This window comes from Caballeronia sp. LZ065 (assembly GCF_031450975.1).
Taxonomy (GTDB): domain Bacteria; phylum Pseudomonadota; class Gammaproteobacteria; order Burkholderiales; family Burkholderiaceae; genus Caballeronia.
Genome location: NZ_JARUXV010000004.1, coordinates 656,658 through 669,474, shown reverse-complemented (window position 1 = coordinate 669,474; position 12,817 = coordinate 656,658). Strand labels below are relative to the sequence as shown.

The 12,817-nt window shown below is 64.9% G+C and carries 12 protein-coding genes; 9 read left to right on the top strand and 3 right to left on the bottom strand.

What is annotated here, in order from left to right:
• Positions 1 to 303: 303 nt before the first annotated feature.
• On the top strand, positions 304 to 546 hold the full coding sequence (locus QCE63_RS29560; RefSeq protein WP_309838077.1) for a hypothetical protein: 243 nt from the start codon (positions 304 to 306) through the stop codon (positions 544 to 546).
• Between the two features lie 83 nt (positions 547 to 629).
• Here the strand turns inward: QCE63_RS29560 and QCE63_RS29555 are convergent, their stop codons facing one another.
• Both QCE63_RS29555 and QCE63_RS29550 read right to left on the bottom strand, forming a co-directional pair.
• Positions 630 to 1,055 carry an HPF/RaiA family ribosome-associated protein gene (locus tag QCE63_RS29555; protein WP_309838076.1) on the bottom strand — a complete coding sequence of 142 codons (426 nt, stop codon included), beginning with the start codon at positions 1,053 to 1,055 and terminating at the stop codon, positions 630 to 632.
• A 95-nt stretch (positions 1,056 to 1,150) separates the two neighbouring features.
• Positions 1,151 to 2,032, bottom strand: coding sequence for a LysR family transcriptional regulator (locus tag QCE63_RS29550; RefSeq protein WP_309838075.1), 882 nt, complete (start codon positions 2,030 to 2,032; stop codon positions 1,151 to 1,153).
• 142 nt (positions 2,033 to 2,174) lie between these two features.
• Between QCE63_RS29550 and QCE63_RS29545 the strand changes: the two genes are divergently transcribed.
• Both QCE63_RS29545 and QCE63_RS29540 read left to right on the top strand, forming a co-directional pair.
• A complete protein-coding gene (locus QCE63_RS29545) occupies positions 2,175 to 2,966 on the top strand; it encodes a TerC family protein (protein WP_309838074.1) in 792 nt (263 codons plus the stop codon).
• A 240-nt stretch (positions 2,967 to 3,206) separates the two neighbouring features.
• Positions 3,207 to 4,631 carry a hypothetical protein gene (locus tag QCE63_RS29540; RefSeq protein ID WP_309838073.1) on the top strand — a complete coding sequence of 475 codons (1,425 nt, stop codon included), beginning with the start codon at positions 3,207 to 3,209 and terminating at the stop codon, positions 4,629 to 4,631.
• Here QCE63_RS29540 and QCE63_RS29535 read toward each other — a convergent pair whose 3' ends face one another.
• Entirely contained in the window at positions 4,632 to 6,257 is a 1,626-nt protein-coding gene (locus QCE63_RS29535; RefSeq protein ID WP_309838072.1) for a Na+/H+ antiporter, read from the bottom strand.
• Between the two features lie 140 nt (positions 6,258 to 6,397).
• Between QCE63_RS29535 and QCE63_RS29530 the strand changes: the two genes are divergently transcribed.
• From QCE63_RS29530 to QCE63_RS29505, 6 genes are all read left to right on the top strand, one after another.
• Positions 6,398 to 6,622, top strand: a complete 225-nt coding sequence (locus QCE63_RS29530) for a hypothetical protein (protein WP_309838071.1) — start codon at positions 6,398 to 6,400, stop codon at positions 6,620 to 6,622.
• Positions 6,623 to 6,728: 106 nt separating this feature from the next.
• Positions 6,729 to 8,567, top strand: a complete 1,839-nt coding sequence (locus QCE63_RS29525; protein WP_309838070.1) for a glycoside hydrolase family 15 protein — start codon at positions 6,729 to 6,731, stop codon at positions 8,565 to 8,567.
• An 82-nt stretch (positions 8,568 to 8,649) separates the two neighbouring features.
• Positions 8,650 to 9,285 (top strand): dihydroxyacetone kinase subunit DhaL, encoded by a 636-nt coding sequence (gene dhaL, locus QCE63_RS29520; protein WP_309838069.1) that lies wholly within the window; start codon positions 8,650 to 8,652, stop codon positions 9,283 to 9,285.
• A 21-nt stretch (positions 9,286 to 9,306) separates the two neighbouring features.
• The gene (gene dhaK / locus QCE63_RS29515) at positions 9,307 to 10,296 is read left to right on the top strand and encodes a dihydroxyacetone kinase subunit DhaK (protein WP_309838068.1); all 990 of its coding nucleotides are present in this window, start codon (positions 9,307 to 9,309) and stop codon (positions 10,294 to 10,296) included.
• A 353-nt stretch (positions 10,297 to 10,649) separates the two neighbouring features.
• Positions 10,650 to 11,858: an ABC transporter substrate-binding protein gene (locus QCE63_RS29510; RefSeq protein ID WP_404990230.1), complete on the top strand. Its 1,209-nt coding sequence runs from the start codon at positions 10,650 to 10,652 to the stop codon at positions 11,856 to 11,858.
• 86 nt (positions 11,859 to 11,944) lie between these two features.
• Positions 11,945 to 12,817: a branched-chain amino acid ABC transporter permease gene (locus QCE63_RS29505; RefSeq protein ID WP_309820144.1), complete on the top strand. Its 873-nt coding sequence runs from the start codon at positions 11,945 to 11,947 to the stop codon at positions 12,815 to 12,817.

Sequence of the window (12,817 nt, the reverse complement as noted above, 5' to 3'; positions counted from 1 at the left end):
TGGCGACAATGCATGAAGCCTTCCTCAAACTCGCTGCCTGCATGATCTGCTGGAATACTCTTCAACGATCTGCTCAGGCATTTTGAAACCACCTCTTAAAACGAAACGGAAGAATCTGATGGAAAGCCGAAGGACCCTGACCGGATGGAGATCGGCCAATCGTTTGCGGGAAGCGCTGCCGTTGGACAAATGAAAGATTCGTTCCGCCTGCGTTCGCAGGCACTCACAAGCGGGGTTACGTGTTTTTTGACACTTGAGTAGATTGACTCATGTCCCTGTCCATTCAAGCGAGCGAGGTGAGCGATGGACTCCACCCCAGTCGAATATCGAGGTTGTGAGCTTTCCGCGATCGTGCGGCATTTGTCCGGCGAATTCGTCGCGACGCTGCTGATCGAGCGTCCTGGCGGCACGCGCCGGGCGATCGGGCCGTTCCGTTCCTTCCCGACGGCGCAGGCTGCCGAGAACTACGCCATCCAGTACGGCAAGGCCGAACTCGACGGGCGGCTGGCGGAGCGCGGGCCGCGCGTTGCATTGGCCGAGCGCTAACAGGCGAACAGGCGAACAGGCGCTCGCCGCGAAGTGAGCGCCTGCAGTGTGCTTCTACGCGGCGCGAGTCCGCGCGGACTGCATCACACCTCACCCGCCGCCAGTCTGCGCAGCATGCGTACGCGCGGCGCCACGGCGGCCTGCAGCGCAGGCTCCGGTTCAGGCGTCAGATTCCACGCGATGCTGCCGGCGCGCACGCGCCGCGTCTTCGGTTTGACCTGCTGTCGGCGGCGCACGAGTGAGCGCACCGCGCGAGCGAGAGCGAGATCGATTGCGCCGCGCCAGTCCCGGGCAATCGAGGTCGCCACGACCTTGTTTTCCCGGCTGACCTGCACTTCCACCTGACAGCGCTTGTCCAGGCCGCCGCGCGGCCCATTGATGTCCGACAGGCTGACCGTCGCCTTGGAAATGAGCCACGCCAGACGCCGGAAAACGAATTCGCTGCGGGATTTCGCCAGTTCGTGCATCGTGATGGCCTCGGGGTCGCGGGACTTGAACAGGACTTTCATGAATGCCTCCTTGGTGAACGTGAGGCTCAGATTAGGGGGCGGCGGCGCATCGAAAAAGCAGTGTGACTAGAACGAAGACTTCGAAAAAACCGAAGTTAGCCGAGCGCGCTGGCGAGTACCTGTTGCGTCAACGGATGATGGCGACCGCGCCTCGAGACGATGGCATGCACCTCTTCCTTCACGTCGGGCGAGCGGCCGAGCCAGCGCAGACCGCGCAGCAAGGGCGCGTCGCCGGCGCCGAATTCGGCGAGCGGAAACACGCCGAGCCCGCGCGCGCCGAATACCGCCATCAGTGCGCTGTCCTCGAATTCGCCGACGATGCGAGGCGCGATCGCCTGCGTTTCCAGCCACCGATCCAGCCGCGCGCGCAGCGACGAGTGACCGGTGGGCAAAAGCATCGGCAGGGTAGCAAGACTGGCCGGGAAGCGGTCGATGGCGCTCTTGCGGACGATCGACGCAGGCCCATACCAATCCACCGGCGACGCGATGAGCCGCTCGCTCGTCAGCCGCAGGTTCTGGTTATGCGGCGCGGGATGACTCGACAGAACGAGATCGAGCCGATGCAGCGCCAGTTCGCCGAGCAGTTCGTCGGTCTCGCCTTCATGACACAGCAGCCGCAGCGACGGATTATCGAGCACCGGCGCAAGCAACGCATGCGCGGCGAGCTTCGAGATGCCATCCGACAAGCCGACTGCAAGCCGTGCCAGTGTACCGCTCGCCGCTTCACGCACCTCGTCCTGAATCAGTTGACCGAGCTGGAAGATTTCCTCGGCGCGGGCGAACGCGGCCTGGCCCGCTTCGGTCATGGTGACGCCGCGTCCCGCCGGTTTGAGCAGTTGATGCCCGAGCGACTTTTCCAGCTCGCGCACTTGCGCACTGATGGTCTGCACGGCCATGTCGAGCCGCTCGGCGGCGCGCGCGAAACCACCTTCCTTGACGACGACCCAGTAATAGTGCAAGTGACGATAGTTGAGCATGCGGATATCCCCCGGCGGTGATCGCGTCAAATCCAGCTTCGGAAAAACCGAAGTACTGTTTCGATTATCGCTGATTTTTCCGTCGGGACGGACTGTGGATGATTGCAGCATTCCTCAGCTGACACACATCCAGAAAAAATTCATGGAATATCTTCTTGCCCTCGCCACCGATCCCGCCGTCTGGGCCGCACTCGTCACGTTGATCGTGATGGAAGTGGTGCTCGGGATCGACAATCTCGTGTTCATTTCAATCCTCAGCAACAAACTTCCCGTCGAGCAACGCGCGCGCACGCAGCGCATCGGCATCATGCTCGCACTCGTGATGCGTCTTGCGCTGCTGGGTACGGTTGCGTGGATCGCGCGTCTCACCGCACCGGTGTTTTCGGTGTTCGATCATGCCTTCTCCTGGCGCGACCTGATCCTGCTGGCGGGTGGCCTGTTTCTCGTGTGGAAGGCGACCAAGGAGATGCATCATCACGTGGGGAAGGGCGCGCACGATGCCCCGGGCGTCGCGTCGAGTATCGGCACGATGACCGTCTGGTCCGCGATTGGCCAGATCCTGCTGCTCGACCTCGTGTTCTCCGTCGACAGCATCATTACGGCGGTCGGCATGACCGAGCATCTGCCAATCATGTTCATCGCCGTCATCTTCGCGGTCGCGACCATGCTGTTTGCAGCGCAACCGCTGTCGCGCTTCATCGAACGCAATCCGACGGTCGTGACACTGGCGCTGTCGTTCCTGCTCGTGATCGCGATGACGCTGATTGCCGAAGGGTTCGGCACCCACGTGCCCAAGGGTTACATCTACGCCGCGATGGGCTTCGCGGGCTTCGTCGAAGCCTTGAATCTGCTGGCGCGCAGAAAGAAAACAGCGCGCGATGGGCGCAAGATCGCGCCCGTGTTTCCCGAACCGGACGCGCGCGCGGTCGAATGAAGCACTTGCACCATAACATTCAGAACACCGCAATCGTGTGCGTTATGTCGGAGGAACCACCTTTCGTGCGAACGGCAAGGGCAATCCCGCTTGCCAAGCGCGCGCCGAGTGACTACGTTATGCCCTAATCGGGTCCGCTTGGAATTTCGTTTCCCGAAATAATCAGAGGAGTCGTGTCGCCGTGACGCTGGAGGTCAAACGCGTTCGAGGCGCGGCGACACCGATAAAAAGGAAACAGGCATGGCGCCGCATTGGGAGAAACCTGTTCCCCGCGAAGTGTTTGGCGAAGCGGCCCGCCAGACGCTTGCATCCGGGATCCGGCTCGATCCCTATCTCGTGTGGGCAACCCTCGGCCGGCGCGAGAATCCCGCCGGCGGATCGGGCGGACGCATGCCGATTGCGCTCGAACTGAAGCGGGGCGGCGTCACCGCGCGGCAACTCGCGCACGAGATCGATCGGCATGGCTGGCAGGACTGGATCTGGATGTCCGCGCTGTATCGCGATCCTCCGGACAGGCTCGAAAGCACGCGCTTCTGCACCGCCCACGTCACGCGCGAGTTCTTCACACGGCTCGGAACCGATCTTTCCGGAAAAATCGAACGGCTGACTGGAATGGTGACGCTCCCGCCGGCGCACGGTGTGCGTCCGCACGGCAGGGCCGCGCTGAGCCCCGTGCCCGCCTGCGCTTTTCCGGCGCGAATGATCGTGGGCGTGTGCGAAGAAGAGCTTTCATTTTTTCATCGGCGTCACGCGCAGCATTCGTTCGGCACGGACACACGCTTTCATTGCTTCTGGAACCAGAACGATGCAATGAACAGCGCACGCGGCCTCGGGTACGGCGGTGAACTGTTGAAGAACCGGATGAACGCGCTATTGAGCGACGCATCGCCCGCGTCGAGTCAGGCGCTTGCGCATCGTCCGGGTCTGCCCGCCGGCCCTGAAGAACGCCCGCCGATGATTGGTGTACAGCTTCGCCACGTAACGCGCGATCGCACGCTGCGCGGCGGAGTCGGGCCGAGTCCGGATGCGAGCCTGCTCGACGCGGTCCGCTATGTGGCACAGCGGGCGCACGATATTGGCGGACCGCGCAGCCATCCGCTCGTCAGCATGAACGCCGGCGACGTCGCCTGGCAGCAGGACGGCAGTTCGCTGATCGAAGGCGCGCTCGACGAGCTGATGGACATCGGCGCGTGCTCCATCATTCTTCCGTCCGGTACGGACAATTGGGCGCCGTGCCGCGATACCCGAACAATCATCACGCAGGCTGTGTTGCAGTGGCCGGTGCCCGCCGGTTGCGCGACGCCTGGCTTTGCGGAGATCTGGCTCGACGGCGCCGGCGCAGAGCCGGACATCGACATTCAGGTGGTCACGCCGGGCGGCGTCGGCAGTGCGTGGCTGGCACGCGGTGAAATCGGCGTCTGCATGCAGGGCGCGGACAGGCTGTGCAGCGTCGTGCATCTCGGCCGGGGCGCGCGGGGCGCTCGGCCGATGATCCTCGTCGCCGTTCAACCCACGGCGCACAGGGCGCCGCCCGGGAGATGGATCATCCGCTTGCGCAACAACGCGCGCACGGCGGTCACGGCTTTCGCCTGGATGTCGGGCGATGAAGCGCCGGAAGACCTGCCGCTCGCCGCGCCCGTTCATTCCCGCGACGGCGGCGACTGATCACGTACCGCGCGAATGCAACGCGATGATCTCTTGCAGATCGAGGTCGCGTTCGAGCGAATGCAGCAGTTCGTCATGAATTTGCCCGGCGCGATGCATTTTCAGCAACTCGACGCGCCCTGCGGCGATGGCCGCGAGCACGACACCGTAGTGCGCATGACGCGCCTCGGTCGGGAAGTCCTCTTCGTTCTGGAAGCGCGACGACAAATCCGCGCGATAGGTGTACTGCTCGAGCAGCCGCGGGTGAATGACCTCGCCGTTCGCGTCCCTGACGAGCGGCTGAATGGCGGCCAGTTGCGCGGTTTCCATCCGCGCCCACGCCTGCGGCTCGCTCAGATGCCGCGCCGAGCGCTCGTGTCCCGCCGCGAGCGCGAGCCACTTGATCAGCGGACCGATCGTCGCGCCTTGCAACAGCACCGTGACGAGGATGACCGCGAAGCCCGCGAACAGAATGAGGTCGCGGCCCGGCATCTCTTCGGGTAGCGAGAGCGCGACCGCGAGCGTCACGACGCCGCGCATGCCCGCCCAGCTGACCACGGTGGCCGCACGCCAGTCGGGCTTCATGGCGCGCGCGTCTTCGGCATCCGCGCCCGAATTCGCATGCTGGCGACCCCTGAGCGTCCACACGATGCCTTTCAGTCCCTCGACCCCGAACACCCACACGAAGCGCGACACGATCACGACGCCGATCACCGCGGCCGTCGCAGGCCCGAGCAGCGCGAAGGCATCGCCGACGCCGCCGAGACGCAGCGCGATGCCACGCAGCGACAGCCCGATCAGCACGAACACGAGCGCTTCCAGCACGAACACGACGACCTGCCAGAAGGCCGTGCCGCGCATGCGCTGCGCGGCCGAAAACACTTCGTGCTGATGCCAGCCGACCATCATGCCGCAGGTGACCGTGGCGATCACGCTGGACACGCCGAGCATCTCGCCCGCCATATAGCTGACCCACGCGGTGAGCATCGAGGTGGTGATGACGAGATAGTCATCGGCGAGCGCGCGCATCAGCTTCACGGCGATGTACCCCGCCACGATGCCGACCACCACGCCGCCGATCGCGAGCCCCGCGAAGCTGGCGACGGCGCGCGGCGCGCTGAACACGCCGCTCATCGCCGCGACGAGGGCGAAGCGGAACAGCACGAGGCCGGCTGCGTCGTTGAGCAGGCTCTCGCCTTCGAGCAGCACCATCAGGCGTCGCGGCAACGCGACCCGTTCGAGCACGGCCTTGGCGGCGACGGCATCGGGCGGCGAAACGACCGCGCCCAGCGCGAAGCAGGCGGCCCATGGCAGCGAAGGCACGACGAGATGCACGGCCACGCCGACCACGAACGTGGTGAACGCGACGGCGCCGATGGCCAGCAGCAGAATGCCGCTCAGGTTGCGCTTGAAGTCGTCCCATACGAAGAAATACGCGCCGTACATGAGCAGCGGCGGCAGGAACACGACGAGCACGAGTTCGGGATCGAGTTCGAACTTCGGCAATCCCGGCACGAAGGCCATGGCGACGCCGCCGATCAGCAGCGCGGCGGCGGGCGGCAGCCGCAGCCTGCGCGCGAGGACTTCGAGCGCGATGATCGCGATCAATGAGATGAGCACCAGATTGAAGGCCGTGACGGCGTGCATGAATGTCCCTCAGGTCAGGTTTTTTGATCGATCCGTGCTGCAATGCGCGGCGGGCCACGCGGCCTTGGCGGGCGGCGCTGCTAACATCGGTGCGGGGCCGGCCCGCGAGCCGGGGACATCGTATCCGATCAGGAGGAACAATGAGGCGAAAGTCGTCAGGCTTTGCCGTGGCAGCGGTGCTGATAGGCGTGGCTGTGGCGGCGGTGGTCTATATCGCGAGCATCGGCCATTCGCGTACCGCGGAGGCGCCGGTGCCGACGGCCACGTCGCTGGCCGCACAGGACGGCGCGGCGAGTGGCCCGGTGTTCGGCAGCGCGCCAGCGGAAGCCGCCACAGCGACTTCCGAGCAAGCCGCCGCGCGCTGAGCTGTCCAGCCTTTGTCGCGCCGACAGCCTTGCTGGCGCGCGCAACAGGAATATGACTTGCTCCGTTCCGACGACGCCAACCACGGCTCGCCGGGAGCACATCGTCATGAGACATCAACCCCAGCAGGTTCCGCCGGTCGCGTTGCCTGTCGATGGGCGCGGCATGATCGGCAACATGAAGACGGCCGCGCTGGTCTCGCTGCGCGGCGCGCTCGACTTCATGTGCTTTCCCCGTATCGACTCACCGACGCTGTTCGCCGCGCTGCTCGACGGCGAGCGCGGCGGTTCGTTCGCGATTACGCCGCGCGCGCAGCATGCCAACGTCAAGCAGATGTATCTGCCCGAGACCAACGTGCTGCTCACGCGCTTCATGACGGGCGATGGCGTCTGTGAACTGCTCGACCTGATGCCGGTGGCCGCCGATACCCCGCGCGCCGATCAGGCGCCGAACTGCGTGCTGCGCATTGTCCGGCTCGTGTATGGCCGCATGACGCTGGACGTGAACTGCGATCCGCGCTTCGACTATGCGCGCGCGGAGCATGAGGCGCGCGCGGTGCAGCGGGGCGTCGAATTCGTTCCCGCCGACGGCTCGCCCGCCGTGCAACTGCTTGCCAATGTGCCGCTGTCGCTCGACGGCGCGCGCGCCTGCGCGACGCTCGAACTCGCGGAAGGCGACTGCGCGTGCTTTGCCTTCGGCTTGCCGGAAGGTCTCGCGGATATCCAGGCCGAACACGATGCGGTGCTGGCGGCGACGATCGACTATTGGAAGACCTGGTCGGCACGATCGACGTATCGCGGACGATATCGCGAAGTGGTGCTGCGATCGGCGCTGACGCTCAAGCTATTGAGTTCGGAGGAGTTCGGCGCGATCGTCGCGGCGCCGACCTTCGGGTTGCCCGAGGCGCAGGACGGCTCGCGCCGCTGGGATTACCGCTTCACCTGGATCCGCGACGCCGCCTTCAGCGTGTACGCGCTGTTGCGGCTCGGTTATACCGGCGAGGCCGAGCGCTTCATGAAGTGGATCGCCGAACGCAGCCGCGATTGCAGTTCGCACGGGCAGTTGCGTGTGATGTATTCCGTTGACGGCGAGGATGCGCTCGCGGAAGCGAACCTCGACAGCCTCGTCGGCGATGCGCAGGGGCAGCTCCTGATCGGCAACGAAGCGCGTGCGCAGATCCAGTTGGACGTCTATGGCGCGCTGCTCGACTCGCTCTATCTGTACAACAAGTATGGCGCGGCGATCTCATACGAGGGCTGGCGGCACGTCACACGCACCGTCGATTACGTGGTCGAGCACTGGCGCGACGCCGACAACGGCATCTGGGAGTTCCGCAACGGCACGCGCCCGCTGCTGCATTCGCGGCTGATGTGCTGGGTCACGGTGGACCGCGCGCTGCGTCTTGCCGAAAAGCGTTCGCTGCCCGCGCCGCTCGCAAACTGGTTCAGCACCCGCGACGAGATTCATCGCGACATCCACGAGCACTTCTGGAACGAGGAACTCCAGAGCTTCGTGCAGACCCCGAATTCCGACACGCTCGACGCCTCCACGCTGATGATGCCGCTGGTGCGCTTCATCGGGCCGAAGGATCCGCGCTGGATCGGCACGCTGGATGCCATCGGCCGTGAACTGCGCGTCGATCCGCTGATCTTCCGCTACACGCGCGGCCCGACTCTCGATGGCCTGCCCGGCACGGAAGGCGGCTTCTCGGCGTGCTCGTTCTGGTACGCCGAAGCGCTGGCGCGCGCGGGCCGCGTCGACGAGGGCCGGCTCGTCTTCGAAAAGATGCTCGCCTACGCGAATCATGTCGGCTTGTTCTCCGAGGAAGTGGCGACCAATGGCGAGGCGCTCGGCAACTTCCCGCAGGCGCTCACGCATCTCGCGCTCATCAGCGCCGCGTATCAACTCGACCGGGATCTCGACCGCGTGCATGTTCCGTGGACCTGAAGCGTCCGCTCGACAAACGACGTGACCCCGCACGACGCGGTATCCTCTCAGCTCACTCTGCCCGTGAACGGAGGATCGGCGCATGGACGGCAAGACGGTCATGGCGTGCATCGACGCGGCGCACGCGTCGCTCAAGGAACATGCAGACGAAATCGCGTCGCTGGATCAGGCTATCGGCGACGGCGATCACATCATCAACCTGCTGCGCGGCATGGATGCACTCGTGGCGCTGCGCACGCAGATCGAAGCCGAAGCATTCGCGCCCGCGCTGAAGCTCGCCGCGGCCAAGACGCTCTCCACCGTAGGCGGTTCGTCCGGACCGCTGTTCTTCTCGATGCTGACCGGCATGGCAAAGACGCCGATCGATGACGGCGCGGACAGCGTCGCCGCCTTCGCACGTGCATTCGCGGCGGGCGTCGAGGCAGTCGGGCAACGCGGCAAGACCTCGACCGGCAGCAAGACCATGATGGACGTCCTGATTCCGGTGGCACAGCGCTTCACCGCGCTGGCCGAGGCGGGCGCGTCGAGGGCCGAAGTACTGGACGCGCTGCCGCGCATCGCGGAAGAGAACATGCTCGCCACGCGCGACATGCTTGCCACCAAGGGGCGCGCATCGTTCCTCGGCGAACGCTCGCGCGGTCACATCGACCCGGGCGCGCGGTCCAGTCAGCTCATGATCGCGGCAGTCTGCGCGCGGCTCGCGCAAGACGCGGCCTGAACCTCACAAGGAGACGGAGACATGAAGAAGTTCATCAATCGCGTGGATGACTTCCTGAACGAAAGTCTCGCGGGCTTCGGCGCTGCGCATGCGGATCTCGTCACGGTGAACCTGGATCCGGCGTTCATCGTGCGCAAGGCGCTCAAGCCGGGCAAGGTCGCCATCATCTCCGGCGGCGGTTCGGGGCATGAGCCGCTACATGGCGGCTTCGTCGGCTACGGCATGCTCGATGCCGCCTGTCCGGGCCAGGTGTTCACATCGCCGACACCGGACCAGATGCTGGCCGCCGCGCAGGCCGCCGACACCGGTGCGGGCGTGCTGTTCATCGTGAAGAACTATTCGGGCGACGTGATGAACTTCGAGATGGCGTCCGAACTCTGCGAGATGCCCAACGCCACGATGCTCGTCAACGACGATGTCGCCGTCGAGAACTCGAGCTTCACGACGGGCCGGCGCGGCGTCGCGGGCACGGTGATCGTCGAGAAGCTGGTGGGCAGCTTCGCCGAGACCGGCGCGGACCTCGAAGCGTGCCGCACGTTCGGCGATCGCGTGGCGGGACGGATCGCGTCGATGGGCGTCGCGTTTTCGAGCTGCACGGTGCCCGCCGCCGGCAAGCCGACCTTCACGCTCGGCGACGACGAGATCGAGATCGGCGTCGGCATTCATGGCGAGCCGGGGCGCAGGCGCGCGAAGTTCGCCACGGCCGATGCAATCGCCGACGAACTGCTGGCGGCCATCGTCGAGGACCTGAAACCCGCCGCCGATGCGCGCCTGCTCGTGCTCGTCAACGGACTGGGCGGCACGGCGCTGGGCGAGCTGTATCTGCTGTACGACGCCGTGCGCCGCTGGCTCGACGGACGCGGCCTCGGCATCGCGCGTTCGCAGGTCGGCGCGCTGACTACGTCGCTCGAGATGGCGGGCGCTTCGATCACGCTGTGCACGCTCGATGACGAAATGACCCGTCATTGGGACAGCCCGGTGCACACGGCGGGATTACGTCGGGGCATGTAGCTACACGTATACCCGCGAACCGGCGCCTTTCGTTACGCCGTCCAAAAGCTTTGGGATGCTGTTCAAGCGCATCCCTCATCTGAGTCGATTTCCCTCTATTCCAGGCCATGCACCGGTGCGATGCATCGGGTGTGCGCCATCGCGCGCGCCCCTCGGGTATGTCCGAATATGGTCATATCCTTACATTTTTCTAATATCGGTCACGGCCGATGTAATCGATAACGCAGATCGCACTTAATAGCGTTGCATGCGCCGGCGAGCATCAAGCAGCGGGACCGGGCACGCGCGCCGAAGGTTCGTCGCGCCGACCTTCTCATAACAATTCAATTGAGGCGACGGAGACACACATGGGTATGCAGATGAAGCTCATCGCGGGCGCGCTCGCATTCGGCGTATTTTCGTTGGCGCACGCGGCCGACCCGATCAAGATCGGCGTCGATGGGCCGTTCACCGGCGGTTCGTCGTCCATGGGTGTGAGCATGCGCGACGGCGTGCGTCTCGCGACCGCCGAGATCAACAAGTCGGGCGGCGTGCTCGGACGTCAGATCGTGCTGGTGGAGCGCGATGACGAAGCGAAGAACGAGCGCGGCGTGCAGATCGCGCAGGAGCTCATCAACAAGGAGAAGGTGGTCGCGGTGGTGGGCTACATCAACACCGGCGTGGCGCTCGCATCGCAGCGCTTCTTCCAGGAAGCGAAGATCCCGGTGTTCAACAACGTCGCGACCGGCACGGTGGTGACGAAACAGTTCGACGACCAGCCCGACAACTACGTGTTCCGCAACGCCGCGGCCGACCGCATCCAGGCGCCGATGATCGTCGAGGAAGCGGTCACGAAGCGCGGCTTCAAGAAGGTCGCGATCCTCGCCGATTCGACCAACTACGGCCAGCTCGGCCGCGAGGACCTGGAGAAGGCGCTGGCCGCGAAGGGCGTGAAACCGGTGGCCGTCGAGAAGTTCAACATCAAGGACGTCGACATGACGGCCCAGTTGCTGAAGGCCAAGGAGGCGGGCGCGGAGGCCGTGCTGACGTATGGCATCGGGCCTGAACTCGCGCAGATCGCGAACGGCATGGCGAAGCTCGGCTGGAAAGTGCCGCTGATCGGCAGCTGGACGCTTTCGATGGCGAACTACATCGACAATGCCGGCAGCAACGGCGAAGGTGCGCGCATGCCGCAGACCTTCATTCAGGAAGCCAACACGCCGAAGCGCAAGGCGTTCATCGAAGCGTATCTGAAGGAGTTCAAGCCGAAGAACGAACGCATCGATTCGCCGGTGTCGGCGGCGCAGGGCTATGACTCGGTGTACCTGCTCGCGGCGGCGATCAAGCAGGCCAACAGCACCGACGGCCCGAAGGTCAAGGAAGCGCTGGAGAACCTGAACACGAAGGTGGAAGGCGTGGTGATGGTCTATGACAAGCCGTTCACGAAGTCCGATCACGAAGCGATCAGCCCGAACGTGCCGGTGGTCGGCGAGGTGAAGGGCGGCCGCGTGGTCTATGCCTACGACGCCGACAAGAAGGGCGGCAGCACGCTGCGCACCAAGCAGACGACGGCGACGAACTAAGGCCGGCCGTCCCCGCATGTCGATGTGAGCCGCGCTCGCCGGGAAGGTGAGTGCGGCTTTTTCATGCTCTATCCTGGTGCCCGACGATGATCCTCCTGCAACTCGTCTATAGCGGTATCGCGCTCGGCATGATCTACGCCGTGATCGCATTCGGCTATCAACTCACGTTCGCCACATCGGGCACGCTGAACTTCGGCCAGGGCGACGCGCTGATGCTCGGCGCGCTTGTCGGCCTGACGCTGGTCTCGGCGGGCGTCAACTACTGGCTGATGATTCCGCTGGTCTGCTTGTTCGGGCTCGTGCAGGGATCGTTCGTCGAGCGCATCGGCGTGCGGCCTGCCATCCGCATCAAGTCGGAATTCGGCTGGATCATGTCGACCATCGCGCTCGGCATCATCTTCAAGAATGTCGCGGAGAACGTGTGGGGCCGCGACGACCTGCGCTTTCCTTCGCCGCTGCCGGAAGCGCCGCTCAAGGTCTTCGGCGCCAACGTGCTGCCGATGGAACTGCTGGTGGTCGGCGGCGCGCTCGTGATGATGCTCGCGGTCGAGTTCTTCAATCGCAAGACGATCTTCGGCAAGGCCGTGGTCGCGACCGCCAACGACCGCGACGCGGCCGCGCTGATGGGCATCAACACCGGACTCGTCATCACCTTCTCGTATGCGCTGTCCTCGTTGACGGCCGCGTTCGCCGGCGTGCTGATCGCGCCGCTCACGCTGACCGGCGCGACAATGGGCGCGGTGCTGGGCCTCAAGGCGTTTGCGGTGGCGATCATCGGCGGGTTGTCGAGCGGCATGGGGATCATCGTGGGCGGGATGATCCTCGGCATCGCGGAGACGACGACCGGCTTCTATATCTCCACCGGCTACAAGGACGTGCCGGGCCTCGTGCTGCTGCTGATCGTGCTGGCTGTGAAGCCCGCCGGCCTGTTCGGCAAGACGGCGATCAAGAAAGTCTGA